Origin of the sequence: Streptococcus oralis subsp. oralis (genome assembly GCF_000960035.1) — a bacterium.
Taxonomy (GTDB): domain Bacteria; phylum Bacillota; class Bacilli; order Lactobacillales; family Streptococcaceae; genus Streptococcus; species Streptococcus oralis_G.
In genome coordinates this window covers 94,242-121,090 of record NZ_JYGR01000005.1, presented here as the reverse complement: position 1 = coordinate 121,090, position 26,849 = coordinate 94,242, and the positions used below count along the sequence as shown (strand labels likewise).

The following is a 26,849-nucleotide window of genomic DNA, read 5'->3' as shown; positions in this document are numbered from 1 at the left end:
TTTTTGATTTCATGATTGCTGAGCCAACTAGGGCCCAGCAGTTCCTTGATCAGTCAGTGTCAAGAGAGAAATTCTATCTTACAATTTCTCACGCGCAGCTTTTGCTGCTTCGACAAGGCGGATCAAGCTTTCTTTTGTTTCTGGAATACCGCGTGTTTTCAAACCACAGTCAGGGTTGATCCAAACTTTCTTGCTTGGTACTTTGGCAAGAATAGCATCGATTGTGTGGTCGATTTCGCCTTCATTTGGTACACGAGGTGAGTGGATATCGTAAACCCCAGGTCCCACTTCTGTTTGGAAGTTTTTCGCTTTGAGTTCGTCCAAGATTTCAAGGTTTGAACGGCTTGCTTCAAAGGAAATAACGTCCGCATCCATGTTGTCGATAGCTGGGATGATATCTGTAAATTCTGAGTAACACATATGAGTGTGGATTTGCGTATCTGGCGCAACTGTAGAGTGTACCAAGCGGAAGGCAGGAATTGCCCAGTCAAGATAGTCTTCGTACCAGTCGCTACGACGGAGTGGCAATTTCTCACGAAGAGCAGCCTCGTCGATTTGGATGATTTTCACACCTGCAGCTTCAAGGTCAAGCACTTCATCCTTAATAGCAAGAGCGATTTGAAGAGTTGAGTCCTTGATAGAGATGTCTTCACGTGGGAATGACCAGTTAAGGATGGTAACAGGTCCTGTCAACATACCTTTAACAGGTTTGTCAGTACGGCTTTGTGCGTAGCTAGACCATTTGACAGTGATAGGGTTAAGACGAGTTACATCACCCCAGATGATTGGTGGTTTCACCCCACGCATACCGTAAGATTGTACCCAACCATTCTTAGAGAAGAGGTAACCTGACAAGTTTTGACCGAAGTACTCAACCATGTCGTTACGCTCGAACTCACCGTGTACAAGCACGTCAAATCCAACTTCTTCTTGCCATTTGATCCATTCGTCGATGGTTTCAGCAAGGAAAGCGTCGTATTCTTCTTGTGACAATTCACCCTTACGGAAGGCCAAACGTTTAGCACGAACTTCCTTAGTTTGAGGGAATGAACCGATCGTTGTTGTTGGAAGAGCTGGAAGTTTGAATGCTTCTTCTTGGATAGCTTCACGTTCAGCAAAGGCTGGCAAACGAGTGTAGTCAGCGTCTGTCAATCCAGCGATGCGCGCACGAAGTTCTGCATTTTCACCCACACGCTCAGTCGCAAAGAGTTCTTTGTTAGCTGCAAGAGCCTCTGCACCTTGACCATTGCGAATAGCATCCAAGTCACGAAGTTCTTCTAATTTTTCAACTGCAAAGGCAAAGTGGTTCAAGATAGCTGGTTCAAATTCTTCGTTAGCAGTTGTAAATGGTACATGAAGAAGCGAGCATGAGCTTGTCAATACGATGTTTTCAGCTGGGATTTGCTCAAGAACAGCCAAGCTCTTTTCGTAGTTGTTGCGCCAGATGTTTTTACCATTGACAATACCTGCATAAAGAGTCTTGTCAGCAGGGAAGCCACCTTTAACGAGTTCAAGAGTTTTCTTACCTTCAACGAAGTCAAGACCGATGGCATCTACTGGCAAGTTCACAAGGTCAGAGTAGACGTCACGAACGTCACCGAAGTAAGTTTGAAGCAAAACTTCAAGACCTTTTTTGTCAGCCAAGAGTTTGTTGTAGAGGTTCAAGAAGAGAGCTTTTTCTTCAGCTATCAAGTCTTTGACAAGAGCCGCTTCGTCGAGTTGGATGCGAGTCGCACCAAGTTCAGCCAATTTAGCAAAAACTTCTTGGTAAGCAGCTACTAAGCTATCTACAAAGTCTTCTACTTTCACGCCTTCTTCAAAGTCTGACAATTGAAGGAAAGTGAATGGACCTACAAGAACAGGACGAGTGTTGAGACCAAGTTCTTTGGCTTCTTGGAACTCATCAAAGATCTTGTGACCAGCCAATTTTACTTGAGTGTCTTTTTCAAATTTAGGAACGATGTAGTGGTAGTTGGTGTTGAACCATTTCTTCATCGGAAGGGCACGAACATCCCCTTTTTCTCCTTGGTAACCACGTCCCAAAGCAAAGTAACGCTCAAGGTCAGACAAGTCCAAGTTTTGAACTGAAGCAGGTACCACGTTGAAAAGGAAAGCTGCATCAAGGAAGTTGTCATAGTGAGAAAAGTCATTTGATGGAATTTCAGTGATGCCTTTTTCTTTGACAATGTTCCAGTGTTTAGCACGCAATTCTTTAGCCGCAGCCAAGAGTTCTTCTTCTGAGATTTCTTTTCTAAAGTATTTTTCAGTTGTAAATTTTAATTCGCGGAATTCACCCAAACGAGGGAAACCGATGATCGTAGTTGACATGATGTGTCCTCCAAAATTTGTTGTTGAAACTATCTTAACAGAAAAGAAACTGTCTGTATAATTGTAAATAATTAGGCTTTGATATAGTTTGAAACTATATCGCTCTTTTGGTCAAAAGAAAAAGACTTGAGACCAGCGTCTCAAATCCTTTATATTGCTTGTTTTATGGCTGTATTTTAGTTGGAATGCTCAAACGAGCTATTGACGATTCTTATAAGTGACTATGGCATGCTATTAGAAAAGACTATAGGTCAGTTTAATCAACTTTTTTCCTGTTCAAGTGGGACGACTGCTAGTGTCTTTCCTAAACTGGCTAAAACTTTTAAGACCGTATCCAACTGAGGACTGGTCTTTCCTGTCTCCATCCTAGCTATAACAGGTTGGCTTACTCCACTAAGTTCCTCTAGCTTTTTCTGACTGATACCTTGCTCATGCCTAGCCTCAATTAACTCACTCATGATAGCCACTCGCATATCGCTTTCAAGGATTTCCTCCTTGGTAAAGAGTTCTGTCCGAACATCCTTCCAATTACTTCCAATGGCACTATTCTTCATCACTTAACCCTCTTTCTTTTATGTCCTTCAGTTCACGCTTGGCTTTTTTAAATTATAACTTAAAAGTTATTAAAAGTAAATCCTAATACTTATAAAAAGAAGACCTTAGAAAACTCTAAAGGTCTCATTTTTATTATTCGAAAAAATTACGAGAAGAGTTATAATGTGGAGCCAATCCTGACTCTTACTCCAGCTCAATCCCTTTCTCACGAAGATTAGCCAGACAATCTTCATAGTATTCTGCGTCATGCTCACTATAGATGGGATTGTCCAACTTTTCCTCAAGCAAGTCCTCATAGGGAGAGCAAATTTTGCCACGATAGTTCTTGTCCAACCATTCTGGACTGACATTGTAGCCACGGCCAGCCATCTCCTCCATGATCAAGCGATGATAGGCATAGAGACGATAAGGCGAGTGGGTAAAGACATAGTCCACCGTCGCATGCTTTCTGCCCCAGCCATTACCACGCAAGGCGCAGCATTCTCGATGTTGTCCCAAGAGCTGAGGACGGGGAAGTTGTGAAATCAAAGCCTCATGCCAAAGTCTCATGGGAGTCTCCTTTCAGTAAAGTCGAATGTTGCAAGTAGGTATTGGGATAGCGTTCAAGCAACTCTCTCGTCTTAGCGATTAAGTCTTCCTTAGAAGCCTGACCAAAGCGGTAGCGATCCAGCAAGAGCATATAGTCCTTTCGCTCAGCATCTGTCGCTTTCTTTTTGAAATAGCCCCAAATATGCTGAAAGGCATTGCAAACCTGACCTCTATGCTCAGGGATTTGACAAGCACGGTCAATCAGTTCTTGAACATGACTTACCTCCACCTCTTCATTCTTCAAGTATTGGCGAATCTCATTGTAAATATTACTGGAATGGCTCAAAACGAGGTATTTGTTTCTAGCCCAGAGTTGCTGGCATTGGGATTTTTGATTGGTTTGTTCCATGTTTCTCCTTACTTTCTATCAGTTTCCAGGAAATATGGAAACAAAGTTGTATTTTAATCTCTTTCAAAAAATGTATTATTATTTTTATTTTATCATATTTCAAGAAAAACCACTCGAACTAGGGAGGACGAGTGGGCTATATACTATTCTTAACTTCATTAAGGTAGTAAAACTTCTTTCATACCATCCTTATCATCACTCTTTACAAATACAACATTCCGTTTCCCTGTTAACTCTATCATTTTTTCCTTACCAAGAATGATTGCGAGATTCTTAATAATTGAACGTTTAGCTTGCTCATCAAAATAAGTGAAAATAAATCGGTAATCATACTTTCCATTTTCTGCTAATGCAAAACATTTTTGAAATATTTCCTTATCCAAGGGATCTACTGAATGTCCAAAAATAATGATATTTTTCGATACTTTATATTTAATTGTGTTTGTCACTATACTCGGTATATTTTTCTTTACTGTAAAATACTTAGAATTAAAAAAAATCTCAAATTGATTCCCAGTTTCCTTAACAACTCGTTGATAGTATTTCTGGTAAGGAATTAAATCACTGTTGACATCATCTTCTTTATCCTCAACCCCAAAGACCATCGTATTAATTTGATTAATGGGTCTACCTAAATTAATTTGACCATGTATGAAGTGAGTATTCTCCTCAGAGGTCCCAAATAGATGACCTGATGTATTGGTATAATTAAAATTTAGGACATAGGAATTTTTTAAACTTGGAACCCCGTCCAAAGCTGTTGGTTTTACTTGAAAGTTACTATCCTTAAAATCTTGAGAATCTAAATAAGACAGATAGATTTCTAATAGTTCAATTAGTAAATCAAGTTGCCTAATAAATTTATTATTTAATTTTTCAAGTGCAACTTCTCTTTCTAAAGAACTCCAACCTTTTTCATGAAATAGTGAAGAAAATAAATCTGAAATATATAATTTTGACCTATAATTTTTTTCTTGTAATAATTTTTCTTCCAATAACCAAATTCGTCCTGTAGTAGCAATTTTGAATATTAAATCATTATTTTCTTTAAAATACTTTATTGCATCAGCAAGTTGAGAAATCATGATTTCAAGATTAGACCAATTATCTCCTAGAGTAGCTTTATTTTCATTAATAAATCTCAAATACAAATTATCCCTGTATTTCTCAATCTTTATATTTTTAACTTTTAAAAACTTCAGTAACTCCTCATCTGGATTAGAAAATAATTGTTTTTCAAAGTCAATAAAATCTGTATACTTTGTTTTTCGCCCCATTGCAATATCAAAGCCATTACCTAAAATTAAAATTGTATCTGCCATATTTTCTCCCTTTGCTTTTTTATTTTCTAGAGAGGTATATTTTACCTCCCCTACTCCAACCGGCTTTTAACCTTCTTCTTAGTCAAGGTACGATCATTTTTGTTAGAGAGAGCTTTGATACGAGCTTCGAGAAGGGTTTTCCGTCCGGCCTCTGTTCGTGTGTAGACGAGGTGATAGCGTCCGATAGTTGGCCTCAGAAAGTCAAGGAATTTCTGTGCTTCTTCCTTGCGCTTATCAAAAAGACTAGGCACGACATAGTAAGGTGACTGACCTTGTCGGACTTTCTCTGCCTTCAAGAGATAGCGCTGATTGTCCACTGGAGCAAAGAACTCTCCCACAGTCTGTGCAAACAGCTCCTTGTCCCTCATGCTTCCTCCCTTGAGATAGGCAAAGACCATGTAGTTTTCCTTGTCCTCCTCTACCTGAACACGGGATTGATCATCCGTTAGATGCCCCGAATCTAGCAGAGCCTTTCGGATCTGCTCACCCAGAGACTGCAAGCGTTTATAGGGACTCTTATAGCGGAGATAGCGCCAAGAGGCAAAGACCAAAAAGAGGAGACAGGCTGCTGTAAGCCACCAAACACCGATCAATCTCAATCTAAATAGCAAGACCAACAAATCCACTGCCAACAAGAGCAATGACATGCGAACCCATTTTAATACATCATGCAAGAGCATGACTGGGATTTTCTGTTTTTGAGTTGCGACTTGTGTAACTATCTCGAACTGATCCGCTACGACAAGAGCATCTTGCCATTTTTTTCTCAAGCCTGCTCGATCCTTGGAAAGACTCTTAACTCGCTCATTGTACTCACTAATTTGCTTTTTCTTAAAAGGGGGCTTTGGAAAATCCAAACGATCCAAACCGGTCTCAATACTCTCCTGATTATAAGCCAATCCAAGAAAATGCTCCATCCGTCGCGACAAGGTCTGCAGATCCTGATTGCTCTCTGGTCTAGGCTCCTCACCAGGAAGAGTGATAAGTGCTTGCGCTTGAACGGCTACCAGATGCCAGATGTTGCTGGTCTTTTCTGGATGCCCCGGCCAGATACGAATGGCACGCCCGCGCATCTGGTTACTCAGCATAAAGCTCCCCACAAAGCTTCCGAGGATTAGGGAATTAACACAAGGAGCATCCCAACCCTCTCCGAGGAGAGATTTGGTTCCGACTAGGACTTGAATCCGCCCTCGTTGAAAAAGCTCCGTCACCGCCGCCACGATTCCCTTAGCTGAGCTCGGAAAAACGACTTGCACATAATCTTTTGGATCCAAGTGACCAATAGATGAGAAACTAAGAGGAACCTGAGGCAAGAGCTCCTTCAACTCTGCTGCCACATCGGTAGGCAAAATAACGACACTACCTGACAAGACAGCCAAAGATACAGGGATCTCTTGCTCCTGAGCTTTTCGACGAATGCTTTCAAAATAAGGGAGTACCCCCAACTGAGAAATGGTTGCCTGATTATCTCCCAGATAGGTGGCAAAATCCTTGCGAATATAGTCAGCTAGTACTAACTGTCTCAGTTCCTGACCTAGACTCTCATACTCCGTCAAAAAGATATCGGCAATGGCAGACAACTTCCCTAGAGATTGGGTTAAAAGCTGATCGGAAGCCTTAGACTTAACCAGATAAACCTGACGTTTTTCCACCAACCCACGCGCCTTCAAGTCACCCTCTAACTTTTTCCTGTATCCATCTGGATCCTCATACCAATCTGGTGTCTGATAGAGTATGCTCTGCAACAGCGTCTCCAGCCAGTAGGAGGTCAATGCTGGAAGCTTCTGGGTTCCCATTAAATTTTGTAAAGAGGGAGGAATCGTTAACCCCTGAGAATGCATATAAATCAACATAGCAGACAAGTACTTGGGATCTTCTAAGAGCGAATCAGATGAAATATCCCCTTTGAGGACCTTAGACCCTGCTACAAATGTTTGAAAATCAGGATCGACTATAAGGTGATGAATATAGTCCCACTTAGTCTCCTCAAACCGTTTGAGACGTTCCGCCTCTTCAGCTGTTGGTGAACACATATAGACAAAATCCTGATGAGGGCAAAGAGTGTCTTCCTTGACTAGTTCAGGTACCGTGATTTCTTGGTCGATTTCCCCACACATACGGATATAGCGTTCCCAGAGTTCAGGATCGCTGTCATAAGGTGGTGTCGCTGTCAGGGAGATGAGTTTCAGCGGTCCATACTGCTTGCGAAAGGCTTCCAGACTTTTCCACCATTCATTGCGCAGGTGGTGGCATTCGTCCAAACAAAGAGTCGCAACTTTCTGAGCTCTTAGGTTTGCAAGCAAATCAAACCCCACAAAATCCTCTGCTTCTCCATCTTCTTGTGATTGCAATTGGTTCATGGCGCTATGAAAAGCCTGATAGGTCACAATCGTTAATGCCTTCATCTCCTTTAAGTTTTGGGAAACGAGGTCTGAAAGTCTCTGACCATCCTCTAGAAAAGCTGTTTGAATCCTATCTACCCATTGTTCACGAATAGTGACAGTCGGAACTAAGATGAGGGCTGGGTTGCCAAAACGAGCGATTAGCTCGATACCAATGGTGGTCTTTCCAGACCCTGGAGCGGCCACTAGATGAACATGACCGTCTGCTTGATAGTCCTGAAAACGATCCAAGACCTGTTTTTGATATTGGCGCCAGCTTCCTTTAAAGTTTAAACCTAACATGATACCCCTCATTCTATACTGTCATTTTCTTATTCTCATTTTACCACACTTATTTCTCCAGTCAGATAATCCAAATAGTTTTTCTCCATAAAATATGGTATAGTAGAATCATACTATCTACGAGGAGTTTACATGTCACAGGATAAGCAAATGAAAGCTGTTTCTCCCCTTCTACAGCAAGTCATCAATATCTCATCTATCGTCGGGGGAGTCGGCACCTTGATTTTCTGTATTTGGGCCTATCAGACTGGAGTATTACAGTCCAAGGAAACACTATCAGCCTTTATCCAGCAAGCTGGGATTTGGGGGCCACCACTCTTTATCTTTTTACAGATCCTACAAACCGTTGTTCCGATCATTCCGGGAGCTTTGACCTCAGTGGCTGGGGTCTTTATTTACGGCCACATCATCGGAACCATCTATAACTATATCGGCATCGTGATTGGCTGTGCCATTATCTTTTACCTGGTGCGTCTCTATGGAGCTGCCTTTGTCCAGTCCGTCGTCAGCAAGCGTACCTATGACAAGTATATCGGTTGGCTAGATAAGGGCAATCGTTTCGATCGTTTCTTTATCTTTATGATGATCTGGCCAGTTAGCCCAGCTGACTTTCTCTGCATGCTGGCAGCATTGACCAAGATGACCTTCAAGCGCTATATGATTATTATCATTTTGACCAAACCCTTTACCCTAGTGGTTTACACTTATGGTTTGACTTATATCATTGATTTCTTCTGGCAGATGTTTTGAGAATAGAAAAATCCGTTTGGTAGCCCAAGCGGATTTTTAGAGCATAGATAGACTATAGCCTGATACTAAATATACTTTGGTATGGAAATCATGCCTCTTTTCGATAGTGAATCGAGGACTTACCTAGCCTTTCCGCCGTGATAAAAACACCTGAAATCTAATGGTTTCAGGTGTTTGGAAACTTTGAGACATTAGGCTCAAAGTTTAGGTATGGAATTTCGAAGAAAGTCGCTACCGTCCGTCATCACTTAAGGAAAGGCTCAAAAAAATTGTCTTCAAACAAAAAATCCGTTTGGTTGCCCAAGCGGATTTTTTGTTTGTTTTATTTTGCGACACTCTTAGCGAGGACAAAGTTCCCAAGTGTGGCAGAACCATTTCCAGCAACCGCTGGAGTGACAATGTAGTCACGTACGTCTGGTACTGGTAGGTAGCCGTTGAGGAGAGCTGTAAATTTCTCACGTACACGGTCCAGCATGTGTTGTTGGGCCATAACGCCACCACCAAAGACGATCACATCTGGACGGAAAGTCACTGTAGCATTGACCGCAGCCTGAGCGATATAGTAGGCTTGAACATCCCAGACAGAGCTGTTGAGTTCGATGTTTTCGCCACGAACACCTGTACGAGCTTCTAGACTTGGTCCAGCCGCAAAGCCTTCCAAACAACCCTTATGGAAAGGACAAACGCCATTAAATTCTTTCTCCACATCCATTGGGTGTTTAGCCACATAGTAGTGACCCATCTCAGGGTGACCCACACCACCGATAAACTCACCACGTTGGATAACACCTGCACCGATACCTGTACCGATCGTGTAGTAGACCAAGTTTTCGATACGGCCACCAGCATTGTTACGAGCAACTACTTCACCATAGGCAGAGCTGTTCACGTCAGTGGTGAAATACATGGGTACGTTGAGGGCACGACGAAGGGCACCAAGTAGGTCTACATTTGCCCAGTGAGGTTTTGGAGTCGTTGTGATAAAGCCATAGGTTTTTGAGTTTTTATCGATATCTATAGGACCGAAGGAACCGATGGCAAGGCCTGCAAGATTATCGAATTTAGAAAAGAATTCGATGGTTTTATCGATCGTTTCGATAGGAGTTGTTGTAGGAAACTGTGTTTTTTCTACAACGTTAAAATTTTCATCCCCGACAGCACAGACAAACTTTGTACCGCCCGCTTCTAAGCTTCCATATAATTTTGTCATGATAAACCTCTTATTTTTGTTTTCTCTATTATAGCACATTTTAAAGGGCTAGATTTCTCAATATTTTAGATTTTCCTCTGTAAATCTTACCATCCAAGTAAAAACGAACAAACATGATATTTGTTCGCTTTGTTTTTAGATTTGATTTTCGAAGAGGACTAGGCTTTCACTTCGATGATAGCGTCACCCTTGACAACTGAACCGCTTGCGACTGGTGTCACAGAAGCGTAGTCTGCTGTATTAGTCACGATAACCATTGTTGTGTCGTCAAGACCTGCAGCAGCGATTTTGTTTGAGTCAAAGGTTCCAAGAACGTCACCAGCTTTAACCTTGTCGCCTTGAGCAACTTTTTGTTCAAAGCCTTCACCGTTCATAGTTACCGTATCGATACCAACGTGGATCAAGATCTCAGCTCCGTTTGCTGTCTTCAAACCGTAAGCATGTCCTGTGGCAAAAGCGATCGATACTTCTGCATCAGCTGGTGCGTAAACCACGCCTTGGCTTGGTTTTACAGCAATCCCTTGTCCCATTGCACCACTTGAAAAGACTGGATCATCAACATTCTCAAGAGCAACTACGTCCCCAACGATTGGAGTTTGGATTGTTTCGTTTTGAGGAGCCACTGGAATGTTACCAGTTGTTTCTTCTTGGACCAAACGTTCTGTCGCTACTTCAGAAGCAACTTCTTTTTCATCCTCATAACCGAACATATAAGTAAGGGCAAAACCAAGAACGAATGATACAGCTACCATAAGAAGGTATTGTAGCAATTGGCCGTTACCAACATACAACATTGTACCAGGGATGATGGTGATACCATTACCAGTACCAGCAAGTCCAAGGATAGATGCCAATCCACCACCGATAGCACCAGCGATCAATGAAAGGAAGAATGGTTTACGGAAGCGCAAGTTCACCCCGAAGATAGCAGGCTCTGTAATACCGAGGAAGGCAGAAAGAGCAGCTGGGAAAGCAAGTGTTTTCAGTTTAGGATTCTTCGTTTTAACACCAACAGCAACAGTTGCAGCCCCTTGAGCTGTCATCGCTGCGGTGATGATGGCGTTGAATGGGTTGGCATGGTCTGCAGCAAGCAATTGCACTTCAAGCAAGTTGAAGATGTGGTGCACACCTGATACGACAATCAATTGGTGAACCCCACCGATGACCAAACCACCAAGACCAAATGGCAAAGCAAGAATTGCTTTTGTTCCGAGAAGGATGTAGTTTTCAACAACGTGGAAGACTGGTCCGATGACAAAGAGTCCAAGGATAGACATGACCAAAAGTGTCACAAACGGTGTCACCAAGAGATCCAAGACATCTGGAACCACTTTGCGGAGAGCTTTTTCAAACTTGGCTCCGACCACCCCAATGATGAAGGCTGGAAGAACGGAACCTTGCAAACCAACAACAGGAATGAAGCCAAAGAAGTTCATAGCTGTTACTTCACCACCTGATGCTACAGCCCAGGCGTTTGGAAGCGAACCAGAAACCAGCATCATACCAAGGACGATACCAACAGCTGGGTTACCACCGAATACGCGGAAGGTTGACCATACAACCAAACCTGGCAAGATGATGAAGGCTGTATCTGTAAGGATTTCTGAGTAAATCTTCACATCATCTGGAAGTGTCATTCCAAGAGCGTTCATGAGACCACGAAGACCCATGAAGAGACCAGTTGCTACGATAACTGGGATGATTGGCACGAAGACGTCACCGAAAGTACGGATAGCACGTTGGAACCAGTTTCCTTGTTTAGCAGCTTCAGCTTTCATGTCTTCTTTAGAAGATGTTGGCAAACCAAGTGCAACGACTTCGTCGTACATCTTGTTTACTGTACCAGTACCAAAGATGATTTGGTATTGGCCTGAGTTAAAGAAAGCCCCTTGAACTTTATCCAAGTTCTCAATCACTTCCTTCTTGATTTTCCCTTCATCTTTGACCATGACACGTAGACGAGTCGCACAGTGGGCAACACTGTTGACATTTTCACGTCCGCCAAGGGCTTCGATGACCTTTTTTGCAATATCCTGATTGTTCATTTGCAAAAATCTCCTTATAAAATTTTGTTCTTGTTTGAAAGCGATTTTATTCGCCCTACGACTATTATTTTATCATGTTTCTAAAATATGTCAAGCGTTTTGCAGAAATTTTTATTCCCTTTCTTTTTTCTCTGATTATTTTTGCTTGTTTTTGAGGGTTATTCTCTTTTTCCTCAAAAAAATATCTTTATACTTGAGGAATCAAGGCTTTTATTTACATTTTCTTTCATTTTTTCGTGAAAATTTGCCAGATTTCCTTTACTTAAATTCTGGCAACCGTTTGACATATTTTTCTTTTTTTTAACATAAAAGACTTGCTTTTTTTGCCGAAAACGTTTACTATTAATAATAGAATAGAACTTATGGAGGAAAGATAAAATGGAATGGACAACTGAGCGCCGTTATAGACGCTATGAAGATTGGTCTAATGATGAAATCAAACAAATCAAGGAAAAGATGGCACAATCTCCTTGGCATACTCGTTACCATGTCGAGCCTAAAACAGGGCTTCTCAATGATCCAAATGGCTTTTCTTATTTTGATGGCAAATGGATTCTCTTTTACCAGAACTTCCCCTTTGGTGCAGCCCATGGGTTGAAGTCTTGGGTGCAGCTTGAAAGTGATGATTTAGTGCACTTTACAGAAACTGGAGTCAAAGTTTTGCCAGATACTCCATTTGATAGCCACGGTGCCTACTCTGGTTCTGCCATGCAGTTCGGCGATCAGTTGTTCCTATTTTATACTGGAAATGTCCGTGATGAAAATTGGATTCGTCACCCTTACCAGATTGGTGCTCTGATGGATAAGGATGGCAAGATTACAAAGATTGACAAGATCTTGATTGACCAGCCATCAGACTCTACTGATCACTTCCGTGACCCACAAATTTTTAACTTCAAGGGTCAATATTATGCCATCGTCGGTGGACAGGACTTGGAGAAAAAAGGCTTCGTCCGTCTCTACAAGGCTGTGGACAATGATTATACAAACTGGCAAGCAGTTGGCGACCTTGACTTTGCTAACGACCGTACTGCCTACATGATGGAATGCCCAAATCTGGTCTTTGTAGGGGAGCACCCTGTCCTTCTCTACTGCCCACAAGGATTGGATAAGGGTGTCCTAGACTATGATAATATCTATCCAAACATGTACAAAATCGGAGCTTCCTTTGCCCCTGAAAATGCCAAAATGGTAGATGTGTCTCCATTGCAAAATCTAGACTATGGTTTCGAAGCCTATGCAACGCAAGCCTTCAACGCTCCAGATGGACGTGCACTAGCAGTAAGTTGGCTTGGACTGCCAGATGTTTCTTACCCATCTGACCGTTTTGACCACCAAGGAACCTTCTCATTGGTCAAAGAACTCACTATCAAAGATGGCAAACTCTACCAATATCCTGTCTCAGCCGTCAAAGAACTTCGTTCTTCTGAAGAGGTCTTCTCAAATCGTACTCAAACCAATAACACCTATGAATTGGAGCTCAACTTGGAGGCCAATAGCCAAAGCGAGATTGTCTTGCTCGCTGATAAAGAAGGCAAGGGGCTTTCAATCAACTTTGACCTTGTCAATGGACAGGTGATAGTGGATCGTAGTCAGGCTGGTGAACAGTACGCCCAAGAATTTGGTACGACACGTTCTTGCCCTATCGATAACCAAGCTACTACTGCCACTATCTTCATCGACAAGTCAGTCTTTGAAATTTTCATCAATAAAGGAGAAAAAGTATTTTCTGGTCGTGTCTTCCCACATGCAAACCAAAATGGTATCCTCATCAAGTCTGGAAACCCAACTGGAACTTACTATGAATTAGATTATGGTCGCAAAACTAACTGATGTCGCAAAACTTGCAGGCGTCAGCCCCACTACCGTCTCACGGGTCATCAATAAAAAGGGTTATCTATCTGAGAAAACCATTCAAAAGGTAAATGAAGCCATGCGAGAATTGGGCTACAAACCCAACAATCTGGCTCGAAGCCTCCAAGGAAAATCTGCCAAGTTGATTGGACTTATTTTTCCTAACATCAGTCATGTCTTTTATGCAGAGTTGATTGATAAGTTGGAACACCAGCTCTTCAAGAATGGCTACAAGACCATCATCTGTAACAGCGAACATGACTCTGAAAAAGAACGGGAGTACATTGAAATGCTGGAGGCCAATCAGGTCGATGGTATCATTTCTGGAAGTCACAACTTGGGAATCGAGGACTACAATCGTGTGACAGCACCGATCATTTCCTTTGACCGAAACTTGTCACCAGACATCCCTGTCGTCTCCTCTGATAACTACGGTGGCGGGGTCCTCGCCGCCCAAACCTTGGTCAAGACTGGCGCCCAGTCTATCATCATGATTACAGGAAATGATAACTCGAATTCACCGACTGGACTGCGCCATGCTGGTTTTGCCTCTGTTCTCCCAAAAGCGCCTATTATCAATGTTTCGAGTGACTTTTCGCCCGTTAGAAAAGAAATGGAAATCAAGAACATCTTGACCCATCAGAAACCAGATGCGATTTTTGCTTCGGATGATTTGACAGCTATTCTGGTCATTAAAATCGCTCAGGAGCTGGGAATTTCTGTTCCTGAAGAGCTCAAGGTCATCGGCTATGATGGGACTTACTTTATCGAGAACTACTATCCTCACCTGACAACTATTAAGCAACCTATGAAAGAGATTGCCCAACTCACTGTTGATCTTCTCTTGCAGAAGATTGAAGGCAAGGAAGTTGCGACAACTGGTTACTTCTTACCAGTCACCCTATTACCAGGAAAAAGTATTTAAGTACAAAAAACTCAGACTGATTTGTCTGAGTTTTTATGATCTTAAGTTTTCGAGATAGCGCTGGGCTGTCTCTAAGTTAAAGGTTTTATCTGCAATGAGGCGCTCAACGAGGGGAGCAACCTCGGACTCACTAGCACCTGCTAGGAGAGCTAGGGATTTGGCCTGTAATTTCATGTGGCCTTGCTGGATGCCCGTACTTACCAAGGCTTTGAGGGCCGCAAAGTTTTGGGCAAGACCGATGGACACGATAATCTGAGCTAATTCCTTAGCTGAAGGATTTCCTAGTAGTTCATGACTGAGGGCTACACGTGGGTTGAGTCCGATTGAGCCACCCTTGGTCGCTACCGGCATGGGCAGTGTCATCTGGCCCACCAATTCTTCTGTGTCCCTATCTAGACTCCATCGACTGAGACCTTGATAGCGTCCATCTCGACTGGCAAAGGCATGGGCCCCAGCTTCTATGGCACGCCAGTCATTACCAGTGGCAATCAAAATGGCATCAATACCATTAAAAATCCCTTTATTGTGAGTCGCTGCTCGGTAGGGATCAGCCTGCGCAAACTGGCTAGCCAAGGCTATTTTCTCTGCTATTTCTCTGGCTTCATCCTTTTGTCGGCTCAAGTAGCGAAAGGCGATACGACAGCTTGCAGTCACCAGAGAATCGGTCGCGTAGTTGGACAGGATTCCCATGAGACTCTGTCCCTGACTGAGTTCTTCTAAGACTGGCTTCAAGGCTTCTAGCATGGTATTGAGCATATTAGCCCCCATGGCTTCCTGGGTATCGGCATGAAGATAAACAACGAGAAAGTCTGTTTCACCTTTGATCTGCTCTACATGCAAATCACGCGCCCCACCACCACGTTTGACGATAGAAGGATAGGCTTGATTGGCAAGTTCTAAGAGTTCGGCTTTCTTGCTGGCAATCTTCTCTTGCGCTAGCTCTGGATCAGCAACTTGATAAAGGGCCACCTGACCGATCATCTGGCGCTCATGTACTTGAGCAGTAAAGCCACCTGACCGCTTGATGATTTTACTAGCATAGCTGGCCGCAGCAACCACAGACGGTTCTTCTGTCACATAGGGAACTGTGTAGTCCTGACCGTTCACCAAAAGCTCTGGAATGATGGAATAAGGCAGAGAAAAAGTTCCTACCACATTCTCACTCAGCTGGTCTGCAACTGCCAAGCTGACTTGTTCATCCTGCTCCAGACTGGTTTGCCTTTCAGGACTAAGGAGCGCCTGAGCTTTCAGCAACTCCAGGCGCTCATGGTATGATTTTTTAGAAAATCCATTCCAACTTATCTTCATTATTTTTCAACCTTGCTATAACGGCGTTGGTGGTCGACAATTTCAACCAAGGCATAGTCTTGATTTTCAAAACCTGCAAATTGGGCTGAGCTAGACTCATCCAACTGCAATTCTTCGAAGAAGACTTTTTCATAGTCTGCAACAGACAATGTTGTACGTTGTTTAAGTTTGCTCAAACGATCCTTATCAAGGTAAGCCTCATAACCTTCTACCAGCTCTCCACTAAAGAACTCTGACACCGCGCCACTTCCGTAACTGTAGAGGGCAATTTTATCTCCAGCCTTCAAAGTCTCTGCATTTTCCAATAGAGAGAGGAGCCCGAGGAAGAGGGAACCTGTATAGATATTCCCAATCATCTGACTGTAGAGAATGGACTTATCAAAGTTTTCTTGTAAACTATTCTGTTTTTCTTTAGACAAAGTTTTGTCCATCATCTTGCGCAAGCCTTTTAGGGCCAACTTAGGATAAGGCAAGTGGAAGCAGATAGCCGCAAAGTCATCCATAGTCCAATCATAGCGTTTCTTATATTCATCCCAAGTTGTTGTCAGGCAATCAAGGTACTGTTGGGTCGAGTACATGCCGTTTACATAAGGAGTGCTTGAATAGTTCGGACGCCAGAAATCCATGATGTCTCTCGTTTGGGCAACGTTATCATTGTTAAAGGCCATAATGCGTGGATTCTGGGTGATCAACATCGCCACACTTCCAGCACCCTGAGTTGGCTCACCTGGAGTTCCCACACCATACTTGGCAATATCACTGGCAATGACCAAAACCTTAGACTCTGGAGAATTTTCCACATGCAATTTAGCATAATGAAGGGCAGCTGTCGCTCCATAGCAGGCTTCTTTAATTTCAAAGCTACGGGCGAAAGGTTGAATGCCTAATAGGCCATGAACAAAGACTGCCGCTGCCTTACTCTGGTCAATCCCTGACTCGGTCGCCACGATGACCATATCGATTTCTTCTTTTTCTTTGTCTGTTAAAATAGAGTTGCTTGCACTAGCTGCCAAGGTAACAATGTCCTCAGTCAGTGGCGCAATACTAATTTCATTTAACAAGAGTCCCTTGCTAAATTTTTCGGGGTCAACTCCCCTCGCTTCTGCTAAGTCTTGTAATTTCAAGACATAGTGACTGGTCGCAAAACCAATCTTATCAATACCGATTGTCATATTTACCTCTGTTTTTTCATTCATTGTAAAAAATCGTTTCATTCTATTTTATCACAAATAGGGACAAAAGAGAGAAAAAAGACTTGATTCAACAAATCAAGTCTTTGCTTTGACTGCATTAGGAAGAGATTCCTCGTTGTTTGCGGATGTAGTAATAGAGCTTTAGAATTACTGTTCCACTTGCCATTCCAATGGAAATAACAAGGGCTAACATAACCACCAAAGTCGCGCTGGCAATAGCATGGCTGTAATCGCCTGTCACAAAGAAAGCTGTCGTTCGATAGGATAAATAACCCGGCACCAAGGGGGCAAGAATGGCCAAGACAAAAACTACCGCTGGTGTCTTATAGACAATACTTAAAATCTGGCTGATGCAAGAGCCAATTACTGCTGCGATAAAGGTCGCGACAATAACATTGGTTGGTTCTTTGAGCACGAGATAGAGGAGCCAAACGCCCATTCCCAAAACACCACCAGGTAGGAGCATGGAGCGTTGAACATTCAGTACGATTAGAAAGGTGATAATGGCGAGTAAACTCGCCACTGCTTGGAGCAAAATACTTGTTAGAGTCATCTTATGTCATCAAAACCAGGGCGACAGAGGTGCCAGCCCCTAAAGCGAGGGTAATGAGCAAAGATTCAAACATCTTGCTCATACCAGAGTTAATATGGTTGGTCATGATATCCCGTACCGCATTTGTCAGAGCAATACCTGGAACAAAGGGCATGACCGCTCCTGCTATGATTAGGTCTGCCGTCGAAGGAAATCCTGTGTAGCGGGCCCAGAACTGGGCGATCAATCCGAAAACAAAAGCACCCGCAAAGGCCGTTACAAAAGGAATGCGGACAAACTTCTCTACGTAGAGAGAGAAGGCAAATCCAAATAAGGTCGCAATAGCTGCGCCAAAAGCGTCATAGACATTGCCCCCAAACATAATCGAGAAGAAAGGGGCACTGAGGGTCGCTGCTACGGTCACTTGGAACTTGGTATAAGGAAGGGCTTGATTGCCGATTTCTTTCAGCTTTTTAAAGGCTGTCGAGAGATCAATCTGACCTCCGACAAGCTCCCGTGATACTTGGTTGACATCACAGACTTTCTCAATGTTATAAGAGGATGAGGTCACCCGTTTCATCCGAGAAATATTGGTGTTTTCGATAGAAAAGAAAATAGCTGCGGGCATGGCAAGAACATTGCAATCCATTATTCCTTGCGAATGGGCAATACGGATCATAGTATCCTCAACCCGATGAATCTCTGAGCCACTTTTCAGGAGAATGGTTCCTGCTAGCATAATCACATCAATGACGGCATTCAACTCTCTCGATTCGTCCATTTTCTCCTCCTTTTTTCTACTTCCTATATTTTATCACAAAATCTTGTGAAAAAAAATCTTTGTCATGAATTCATGACAAAGATTCGTTTAATCTCGAGAACTTTCGTGAGATCCTTCATTATTGGATGAACTGCTAGAAGGAGTGTTCCCTTGTTGATTCCCTTGTTGGTTCCCCTGGTTTGGAGTGGTTGTGGAACCTTGGTTCCCACGTTGGGCAGGATTAGAGGATGAAGTTGATGGTGGTGTTTTTGGTTTGTAGATAGAAAGTTTGATACGCGTACTTGCAAGATCAACCTGTTCTCCTGCTCTTGGCGTTTGACTTACAACAGTTCCTTCTGCCGTTCCTTCAGGAGCAGTCGATACTTCTACAACCTCAATATTTGCTTCCTTCACACCGACAATCTGAGTCAAGTTATTCTTTGTAAACTCGAGACTTGAACCGATGTAGTTCGGCATGCTGACACTAGTCACCTTCTTAGCTACTGTTAAGGTAATCGTAGTGGCTTTTGAGAGATCATAAGTCGAACCCGAAGCAGGAGTCTGTCTGAGGACGGTTCCAGGTTCGCTTTCGCTGGATTCTTCCTCTTCCATCTTGATTAGATTTTCAGGAACCTTCTTCTCCTTGAGTTCAGCTACAACATCCGTATACTTGCGTCCGACGTAATTGCTCAATTGGAAGGATTGCTTACCAGAAGAAACAATCAAATTGACCTTGGTTCCTTCTTTTCGGCCGCTACCAGCTTCTGGATCCGTTCGAATAACACGTCCTTCTGCTACGGTATCGCTGGCCTCTGACTTTTCTTCACCGGCTTCAAACTTGGATTTTTTAAGAGCTTCCTTAGCCTCTGCAACGGTTTGTCCGGCTACGTTAGGAATAGCAATCGTTGCTGGTGTTCTTGACAAAATCCAGACCAAAGAGGCTACAACTAATAGAAGACTGGCCAAAAGAATCATATAGCGAGCCTTAAACTTCCGTTTCTTGGCTGGCTTTGGCGATGGAGCTGGCTCTGCGACTGGTTGAGTTGGTTTCTTTGGCTGAGGGCGTTCTTCTTGCGCCGGAGCTTTAGGAATCGATGTCAGTGTACTTTGTGGAACTTTAGGTAAAGTCTTAGTGTCTGCCTTACTCGCATCATCAAAGACCAGTTTCGGCTCATTGCGACGATTATAAGACAAGCTAGTTGACAAGTCCACATACATTTCTGAAACAGACTGATAACGATCTGACAGCTTCTTAGCAGTTGCCTTAATGACAACATTTTCTAAAGCCTGAGGGACAGATGGGTTTTCAGCAATGACGGACGGAAGTGGCTTCTGGAAATGCTGGAGGGCAATCGTAACCGCACTATCCCCATCATAAGGGATATGCCCCGTCAGCATTTCATAGAAGATAATCCCCATTGCATAGATATCACTCTGGAAGGTCGCTTTAGAACCACGTGCTTGTTCAGGTGATAAATAATGAACAGAGCCTAACATTGAGTTTGTCTGGGTCAGACTGGTCTCCGCAAAGGCTACGGCAATCCCAAAGTCCGTGACCTTAGCTGTGCCGTCAGGTGTCAAGAGGATATTTTGAGGTTTCAAATCCCGGTGAACTATTCCTCGAGTATGGGCTAAGCGCATGGCCAAGAGGATTTGCCCCATGATCCGAACTGCTTCTTCGTTTGAAAGAGGATAGTGTTCTTTAATATAGCGCTTGAGGTCAAGGCCTGCAACGTATTCCATAGCTAGGTACTGTTGACCGTCTTCCTCACCAATATCTGTTATCCGAACGATATGAGGATGGTCCAGATCCGCCATGGCCCTCGCTTCACGTTGGAAACGTGCCACAGCAATCGGGTCCGTCTGGTAGTTGGTCCTCAGGACCTTCACTGCCACTTCTTCCCCGTCTAGGATCAAATCCTTGGCCAAGTACACATCTGCCATGCCACCTCGACCAATCTGCTTGACAATCCGATACCGCCCGGCAAAAATCTTGCCGATTTGGATCATTCTGCTGCCTCCTCGTTCATGTAAACAAGGGCAACCGTAATGTTGTCTAAACCTCCTGCATTGTTAGCGAAGCGAATGAGGGTTGCCGCCTTGTCTGCTAGGGAAATATCACTGGTTACAATATCATAAATCTCGCTTGCCGAAATCATATTGGTTAAACCATCACTATTGAGCAAGAGATAATCTCCTGACTCCAGTGTAATCATCCCAAAATCTGGCTGGATTTCATCTTTTTGTCCGATAGACTGGGTGATGATATTCTTTTGAGGGTGAGTTTCTGCTTCTTCTGGAGTCAATTGACCAGCCTTGAGCAATTCGTTGACCAAGGAATGGTCACTCGTCAACTGGTGGTATTCTTCTCCACGAATCAAACCGATACGAGAATCTCCAATGTGAGCATAGATGGCTTGGTTGTCAATAAACGCAACAGCTTCTAGCGTTGTTCCCATGCCTCTGTAAGCTTCGTCCTGACCTAGTTGATGAATTTTTTGATTTTCAATCTCCAGGTAGTGGGCAAACCACTCACGAACTTCATTGACTGAGTCAATTTGAGTATCCACCCAAGCCACACCGAGGTCTGTTACCGCCATTTCACTAGCGATATTTCCTGCACGGTGTCCTCCCATCCCGTCAGCCAAGATGATCATAGTGCGTCCTGCTCGGTTAACAAAGTGATTGACATAGTCCTGATTATTTGTCCGTTTCTGACCAACATCTGTTAATAATGCTATTTCCATTGTGTCAGTTCCTTCCTATTCTGATATCTTGCGAAATTGGCTGATAAAGAATCCATCACTTCCATACAATTCAGGAGTGATTAGGATGCAGCCATCTTTCAGGATATCTTTACATTCGTGTTCTAGTTTAACCTGCTCGAACTCGGGATGACTTTCTAAAAACGCCTCAACGACTTGAAAGTTCTCCTCAGAGACAATAGTACAGGTACTATAAGTTATTATACCACCTTTTCGTAGCGTTTGACAAACACTACCTAATATTTCCAGCTGAATTTCCTGTAAGGAGGTAAAATCTGCCGTTTCTTTATTGTATTTGATGTCTGGTTTGCGACGTAAAAGTCCAATCCCAGAACAGGGAGCATCTACCAAAATCTTATCAAAAGAATCCCGACCGAAAAACTCATGCACCTTTCTGGCATCCAATTTTTGTGTTTGCACTCGCTCTGCCACACCTAAACGCTCCGCATTTTCTTGGATCAAGTCCAACTTATGATCGTAAAGGTCCAAAGCCGTCACCTTACCGGATGTGAGGTAGGAAGCTATATGAGCTGTTTTCCCACCCGGAGCTGCACAAGCATCCAGAACCTGCTCATCACCTTGTAGATCAAAAGTCGGAGCAACCAGTTGACTAGACTCATCTTGGATAGTAATAACCCCTTCAGCAAACAAATCATGGCCTGCAAAGTGGCCGTGCTCCTTGACCAGACCAGTGGCCGCCAAAGGGGAATCAGTCGCCTCTAACAAGGCTTTGATTTCCTCTTTTCGGCTCAAGTTGGTCACCCGGATGCTGGCTTTGTTACGCACCAAGAGACTTTTAAAGATGGCTTGTGCTCTCTCTTCCCCGTATTCTTCCTTGAGTTTAGATACTAGCCAAACTGGGAGAGAATAGGCAATGGAATCACGTTTGTTTTTGCGTTTGATGCTGTCAACATCTGGCCAGCCTTCTCGCAAAATACGACGCAGGACGACGTTGACCAATTTCTCACTGCCTTTTTTACGGGCTTTGGCTAGTTCCACCGCTTCATTAACAACAGCGTGATTAGGAATCTTATCCAGATACCGAAGTTGGTAGGCGCTCAGAAGGAGCAGGATATAGAGCCAGTTATCTAGCTTATCCCGGTCTTCGATAAAGTGGGATAGGTACCATTCCAGAGTCAGTTTTCGGGCTACCGTACCGTAGACAATCTCTGTCACCAAACCCTTGTCCGGTGCTGAGAGTTGACTCCCCTTGAGGTGTTTGTTTAAGGCAATATTGGAATATGCTTGGTTCATCAAAACATCCTCTAACACTGCCAAAGCTAGACTTCTAGCCGTTTCTACTTTAGTCACCAAATCGTTCTCCTACAGTCAATGTCCGTCCCACTCCGTTGAGGAAGGAAGCAATGTCCATCTTAGGCTTGCCTGCTGGCTGCACTTGCTTGAGAGATAAAGCTCCTTCAGCCGCTGCCACGATTAATTCCTTTTTACCAATAGAGAGGATCTCACCTGGAGTTCCCTGACCTTCTACTGGTAGGGCTTCATAGATTTTAAAGCGGTCTCCCTTGAGAAAAGTGTGGGCAACAGGCCAAGGATTCATCCCTCTGATTTGGTTAAAGAGTTGACGGTTAGTCTTATTCCAGTTCAACTTTTCTTCCTCTGGTTTGATATTTGGCGAGAAAGTGACTTGACTAGGATCTTGTGGTTCAGGTTGGATTTCGCCTGCTAGGTAGCCAGGTAGCGTATCCAAAAGCAAGTCCCGACCAACAAGCGCTAATTTCTCAAACAAGGTTCCAACATTATCCTCGTCTGTAATAGGAATACTACGGCGGGAAATCATATCACCTGCATCCATCTCCTTAACCATTTCCATAATGGTCACACCAGCTTCCTCATCCCCTTGAATCAGGGCATAATGAATGGGAGCACCACCACGGTGTTTGGGAAGAAGGGAAGCGTGAACGTTGACCGCAAAATCCATGCTATCAAGGAGTTTACTTGGAAGAAACTGCCCAAAAGCAGCGGTCACAATCCCATCCGCCCCTAGCTTCATAATGGCTTCCATCTCTGGGCTTCCAGATAATTTTTCAGGTTGGTAGATGGGAAGGCCTGCTTCTTTGGCAGCCTGCTTGACTGGGGTTTCTTGGATTACTTTTTTACGACCGACAGCGCGATCTGGCTGGGTCACAACAGCTAGAATCTCGTAACGGTCATCTGATAACAACCCCTTCAAAACTGTTGCTGAAAATTCAGGTGTCCCCATAAAGATTAGTTTTGTCATTTCTTCTCCTTCTTATAAAAATTGCTGCGGCTCATGGTCAATACTGAGACGAAGCTCGCTATTTTCCCGTTCTTGAGTCAAGGCCAAGACCTGGTTGAGAGTCGGTCCTAGCTCATCTTCTAAACGGTATTTAATTAAAATCTGGTAATGATAAAGGTTGTGGGTACGAGCAATGGGTTTTGGCGTTGGTCCAAGGATTTTACTAGTTTCCGATAAACCTGAGCGCAAAATTCCCATGACTTCATAGGCACGTTTGACAACCTCTTCTTCTTTCTTGTGAGAGAGGGTAATGCCAATCGTGAAATAGTAAGGCGGATAGCCGAGTTGGCGCCTGATACTCATTTCATAAGCATAAAAACCTTCGTAGTTCTGATCTTTGGCAAAACGAATAGCATAATGCTCAGGATTGTAAGACTGGATCAAGACCTGCCCAGCCTTTTCCGCTCGACCTGCACGGCCTGCCACCTGAGTTAAGAGTTGGAAGGTTCTCTCAGAAGAACGGAAATCAGGCAGATTCAAGGCCGTATCTGCATTGAGAACTCCGACTAGGGTCACATTTGGAAAATCCAAGCCCTTGGCAATCATCTGAGTTCCCAGCAAGATATCCGCTTCCCCTTGACCAAACTGGTCAAGAAGAGCTTGGTGACTGCCTTTCTTGCGAGTCGTATCCACATCCATCCGCAGAATGCGAGCCTGAGGAAAGAGTTCTGCTAGTTCATCGTAGGCTTTCTGAGTCCCCGTCCCGTAGTAACGAATACTGTGGCTCTGACAGTTGGGACAGACATGAGGAATTCCCTTGGAAAAGCCACAGTAATGGCAGTTCATGGTCTTGGTATCCATGTGGAGAGTCAGAGAAATATCGCAGTTGGGGCAGCTATCTACCGTCCCACACTCTCGACACATAACAAAGCTAGAATAACCCCGACGGTTGAGCATGAGGACTACCTGCTCTTTTTTATCCAGGCGATCTTGAATGGCCTCTAGCAAAGGAGGGGTAAAGTTTGACGTCTCATTCTGCCCGATATAGTCCCGAAAGTCAATCACTTGAACCTCAGGAATAGTGGCTAAAGGATTGGCCCGTTGGGTCAGACGTAAGTGTTGATAGACACCTTTTCCAGCACGCGCACGGCTCTCTAAGCTCGGTGTCGCTGAGCCAAGGACTAGGGCTGCTTGATTGTACTGGGCCCGTAGAATGGCGACCTCTCTAGCATGATAACGGGGATTGCTGTCTTGTTTGTAGCTAGCTTCATGCTCTTCGTCGATAATTATAACACCTAGATTTTTCAAAGGAGCAAAGATAGCTGATCGAGCGCCAACAACAACTTGGGCATCGCCACGCTCAACCTTGCGCCATTCGTCGTACTTTTCACCATTGGACAGGCCTGAGTGAAGAATGGCTACTTTCTCACCAAATCGAGCAATAAAACGCTCCGTCATTTGTGGCGTCAGAGAAATCTCAGGCACCAGCAAAATAGCCGTCTTACCCTTATCCAAGGCTCCTTGGATAATCTGCAAGTAAACCTCCGTTTTCCCACTTCCTGTAATCCCTTGAAGGAGGAATGGAGGCTGTTGACTACCAATAGCACTGACAACCGCATCGCGAGCTTGTCTTTGCTCTGGGTTCAGCTCCAAAGGTGTACTTGCTTCAATGCCTTCAAAATAAGTAGCTGAGCGTTGCACTTCCTTTTGGACTATGGACACAGCTCCTTGCTCCACAAAGAAGTTGACTTGCTCGCGTGAGTAGGACTCTAACAAACTAGCCAGAGGAGCACTCTCAGGATGAGACAGCAAATAGTCTCTCAGCTCTGCTTTTTTCTTAGCACGCGCAGAAATCTCGATCTTCTCTAGCTGAGTGGCATCAACTTCATACCAAGACTGGGTCTTGACCTTCTTTTGATCGACTGCCTGGTATTCTAAGCGGAGCAGACCTTTCCTGGTCAAGCGCATCATTTCTGCCTGTTTAGCAAGGTTTAGAGAAGAAAAGGCTAGCGAATCTTCGGAACCAAACAGACGCTCTTTGTCTGCCTGACTTAGGCCTTCCAGAGGATAGAGAATCTTATCATAACTGGAGTTTAAAAATCCCGGCAACATGGCTTTTAGAATGGAGATTTTATAAGAAAAGACAGACTTGCGTAACTCCTCAGCCAGCCAGAGTTGCTCTTGAGTGAGAACCGGGGAAAAATCCAGCACTTCCGCAATCTCTTTCAAGTCCTGATCAGCAACCTCTTCATCCGACTGGGACTCCAGGCCAAGCACAATACCTTGGATCAAACGATTGCCCTTACCAAAGGGGACATGGACCCGCATACCGACTTCCAGCATGTCTACAAATTCCTCAGGAACCTTGTAACTATAGGGCTGGTCCGTCTGCATCAGGGGAACATCCACGATAATCTTTGCTATAGCCATCTTCTCACCTCCTTCTTGTCAGTAAATTCTTGCAATAGAAAAAATAAGATTGAGTCCCCCCAACCTTAAATTTTTTCACCATCTTCTTTTTCTTTAGCGATTTGCTCTTTGATTTTCTTTTCTTCTTCTTCTTTGCGGCGTTTTTCTTCTTCGATACGGAGACGAACCGCTTCACGTTTTCCTTCTGGATCTGGGTGAATGGTTACATTTCCTGACTCGATTTCTTCCAAAGCGCGAAGAGTTGATTTTTCAGACTTAAACTCTTGAGTTGCTGGCGCTCCTGCTTCTAGTTCGTGGGCGCGTTTTGCTTCCAAGATTACGAGTGAATATTTTGATGGTACCTTGTCTAGCAAGGTATCAATAGAGGGTTTTAACATCATTTGCTTGTACCTGTTTCCTATAGTTTATCGAGTAGTTGGAGATTTTGGCAACATCTCCTGGTAGTGACCAATGACACGGTCCACACGGAAGTGTTCTGCTTCGATCACACGCTTGACACGTTCAGCAGCGAGGGGCACCTGATCGTTGACAATGGCATAATCATACTCACGCATGAGGGCAATTTCTTCCTTGGCTTTTTCGATTCGTTGGGCAATCACTTCAGCGCTATCTGTTCCACGACCTACCAAACGATCTTGTAATTCATCCAAATCTGGTGGTGTTAGAAAGATAAAGACAGCATCTGGAACCTTTTTCTTAACCTGAAGGGCTCCCTGCACTTCAATCTCAAGAAAGACATCGATTCCCTTATCTAGGGTTTCGTTGACGTAGGTCAGAGGAGTTCCATAGTAGTTACCGACATATTCTGCATATTCCAACATCTGACCTTGACGGATCAGCTCTTCAAACTCTTCACGAGTACGGAAGAAATAGTCCACTCCGTCCACTTCACCAGGACGTTGCGCACGCGTCGTCATCGATACAGAGTATTGAAATTGATTCTCAGAACTCTCAAAAATCTCTCTTCTAACCGTCCCTTTCCCAACTCCTGAAGGACCAGAAAAAACGATTAGCAAGCCTCGGTCTGCCATTA

At 43.8% G+C, this 26,849-nt stretch carries 22 protein-coding genes; 3 read left to right on the top strand and 19 right to left on the bottom strand.

All coding sequences use genetic code 11. The features are described from left to right. Positions 1-78: 78 nt before the first annotated feature. The 6 genes from metE to TZ92_RS03700 all read right to left on the bottom strand — a co-directional run bounded on the left by metE (position 79) and on the right by TZ92_RS03700 (position 7,826). Positions 79-2,328: a 5-methyltetrahydropteroyltriglutamate--homocysteine S-methyltransferase gene (gene metE / locus TZ92_RS03725; protein WP_033630276.1), complete on the bottom strand. Its 2,250-nt coding sequence runs from the start codon at positions 2,326-2,328 to the stop codon at positions 79-81. Between the two features lie 260 nt (positions 2,329-2,588). After that, entirely contained in the window at positions 2,589-2,882 is a 294-nt protein-coding gene (locus TZ92_RS03720) for a helix-turn-helix domain-containing protein (RefSeq protein ID WP_000797751.1), read from the bottom strand. Between the two features lie 184 nt (positions 2,883-3,066). Further along, complete coding sequence (locus TZ92_RS03715) at positions 3,067-3,432, bottom strand: TIGR02328 family protein (RefSeq protein ID WP_033630277.1); 366 nt, start codon at positions 3,430-3,432, stop codon at positions 3,067-3,069. Beyond that, positions 3,416-3,820 (bottom strand): YbgA family protein, encoded by a 405-nt coding sequence (locus tag TZ92_RS03710; protein WP_033630278.1) that lies wholly within the window; start codon positions 3,818-3,820, stop codon positions 3,416-3,418. The genes TZ92_RS03715 and TZ92_RS03710 overlap by 17 nt, the downstream gene beginning before the upstream one ends. A 158-nt stretch (positions 3,821-3,978) precedes the next feature. Next, positions 3,979-5,142 (bottom strand): AbiH family protein, encoded by a 1,164-nt coding sequence (locus TZ92_RS03705; RefSeq protein WP_045594799.1) that lies wholly within the window; start codon positions 5,140-5,142, stop codon positions 3,979-3,981. Between the two features lie 50 nt (positions 5,143-5,192). After that, a complete protein-coding gene (locus TZ92_RS03700) occupies positions 5,193-7,826 on the bottom strand; it encodes a DEAD/DEAH box helicase family protein (RefSeq protein ID WP_033630279.1) in 2,634 nt (877 codons plus the stop codon). Between the two features lie 132 nt (positions 7,827-7,958). Here TZ92_RS03700 and TZ92_RS03695 point away from each other — a divergent pair, with 132 nt between their 5' ends. Then, the gene (locus TZ92_RS03695; RefSeq protein ID WP_033630280.1) at positions 7,959-8,576 is read left to right on the top strand and encodes a TVP38/TMEM64 family protein; all 618 of its coding nucleotides are present in this window, start codon (positions 7,959-7,961) and stop codon (positions 8,574-8,576) included. Positions 8,577-8,898: 322 nt separating this feature from the next. Here the strand turns inward: TZ92_RS03695 and scrK are convergent, their stop codons facing one another. Together scrK and TZ92_RS03685 are read right to left on the bottom strand one after the other, a co-directional pair. Continuing rightward, positions 8,899-9,786 (bottom strand): fructokinase ScrK, encoded by an 888-nt coding sequence (gene scrK / locus TZ92_RS03690; protein WP_000164289.1) that lies wholly within the window; start codon positions 9,784-9,786, stop codon positions 8,899-8,901. A gap of 158 nt (positions 9,787-9,944) precedes the next feature. Further along, positions 9,945-11,831: a sucrose-specific PTS transporter subunit IIBC gene (locus tag TZ92_RS03685; RefSeq protein ID WP_033630285.1), complete on the bottom strand. Its 1,887-nt coding sequence runs from the start codon at positions 11,829-11,831 to the stop codon at positions 9,945-9,947. 378 nt (positions 11,832-12,209) lie between these two features. On the opposite strand from TZ92_RS03685, the gene TZ92_RS03680 reads away from it, so the two are divergent. Together TZ92_RS03680 and TZ92_RS03675 are read left to right on the top strand one after the other, a co-directional pair. After that, positions 12,210-13,664, top strand: coding sequence for a sucrose-6-phosphate hydrolase (locus tag TZ92_RS03680; protein WP_033630286.1), 1,455 nt, complete (start codon positions 12,210-12,212; stop codon positions 13,662-13,664). Continuing rightward, positions 13,645-14,610: a LacI family DNA-binding transcriptional regulator gene (locus tag TZ92_RS03675; RefSeq protein ID WP_000225991.1), complete on the top strand. Its 966-nt coding sequence runs from the start codon at positions 13,645-13,647 to the stop codon at positions 14,608-14,610. Before TZ92_RS03680 ends, TZ92_RS03675 begins: the two co-directional genes overlap by 20 nt. A gap of 33 nt (positions 14,611-14,643) precedes the next feature. On the opposite strand, the gene TZ92_RS03670 is transcribed toward TZ92_RS03675, so the two are convergent. The 11 genes from TZ92_RS03670 to gmk form a co-directional block, all read right to left on the bottom strand. Continuing rightward, positions 14,644-15,918, bottom strand: a complete 1,275-nt coding sequence (locus TZ92_RS03670) for a hydroxymethylglutaryl-CoA reductase, degradative (RefSeq protein WP_033630287.1) — start codon at positions 15,916-15,918, stop codon at positions 14,644-14,646. Next, positions 15,918-17,090 (bottom strand): hydroxymethylglutaryl-CoA synthase, encoded by a 1,173-nt coding sequence (locus TZ92_RS03665; RefSeq protein ID WP_033630554.1) that lies wholly within the window; start codon positions 17,088-17,090, stop codon positions 15,918-15,920. Before TZ92_RS03665 ends, TZ92_RS03670 begins: the two co-directional genes overlap by 1 nt. Before the next feature lie 118 nt (positions 17,091-17,208). Further along, positions 17,209-17,664, bottom strand: a complete 456-nt coding sequence (locus TZ92_RS03660; RefSeq protein ID WP_000176909.1) for a threonine/serine exporter family protein — start codon at positions 17,662-17,664, stop codon at positions 17,209-17,211. Position 17,665: 1 nt separating this feature from the next. After that, entirely contained in the window at positions 17,666-18,424 is a 759-nt protein-coding gene (locus TZ92_RS03655) for a threonine/serine exporter family protein (protein ID WP_000344542.1), read from the bottom strand. Between the two features lie 87 nt (positions 18,425-18,511). Beyond that, the gene (gene pknB, locus TZ92_RS03650) at positions 18,512-20,413 is read right to left on the bottom strand and encodes a Stk1 family PASTA domain-containing Ser/Thr kinase (RefSeq protein WP_033630288.1); all 1,902 of its coding nucleotides are present in this window, start codon (positions 20,411-20,413) and stop codon (positions 18,512-18,514) included. Then, positions 20,410-21,150 (bottom strand): Stp1/IreP family PP2C-type Ser/Thr phosphatase, encoded by a 741-nt coding sequence (locus tag TZ92_RS03645; RefSeq protein WP_000401527.1) that lies wholly within the window; start codon positions 21,148-21,150, stop codon positions 20,410-20,412. Before TZ92_RS03645 ends, pknB begins: the two co-directional genes overlap by 4 nt. Positions 21,151-21,165: 15 nt before the next feature. Then, the gene (rsmB, locus tag TZ92_RS03640) at positions 21,166-22,479 is read right to left on the bottom strand and encodes a 16S rRNA (cytosine(967)-C(5))-methyltransferase RsmB (RefSeq protein WP_033630555.1); all 1,314 of its coding nucleotides are present in this window, start codon (positions 22,477-22,479) and stop codon (positions 21,166-21,168) included. Beyond that, a complete protein-coding gene (gene fmt, locus TZ92_RS03635) occupies positions 22,472-23,407 on the bottom strand; it encodes a methionyl-tRNA formyltransferase (RefSeq protein ID WP_033630289.1) in 936 nt (311 codons plus the stop codon). Before fmt ends, rsmB begins: the two co-directional genes overlap by 8 nt. A 12-nt stretch (positions 23,408-23,419) precedes the next feature. Then, positions 23,420-25,816 (bottom strand): primosomal protein N', encoded by a 2,397-nt coding sequence (locus TZ92_RS03630; protein ID WP_033630290.1) that lies wholly within the window; start codon positions 25,814-25,816, stop codon positions 23,420-23,422. Between the two features lie 65 nt (positions 25,817-25,881). Further along, a complete protein-coding gene (gene rpoZ, locus TZ92_RS03625) occupies positions 25,882-26,196 on the bottom strand; it encodes a DNA-directed RNA polymerase subunit omega (protein ID WP_002874282.1) in 315 nt (104 codons plus the stop codon). A gap of 24 nt (positions 26,197-26,220) precedes the next feature. Further along, a complete protein-coding gene (gmk, locus tag TZ92_RS03620) occupies positions 26,221-26,847 on the bottom strand; it encodes a guanylate kinase (protein WP_000775041.1) in 627 nt (208 codons plus the stop codon). Between the last annotated feature and the right edge of the window lie 2 nt (positions 26,848-26,849).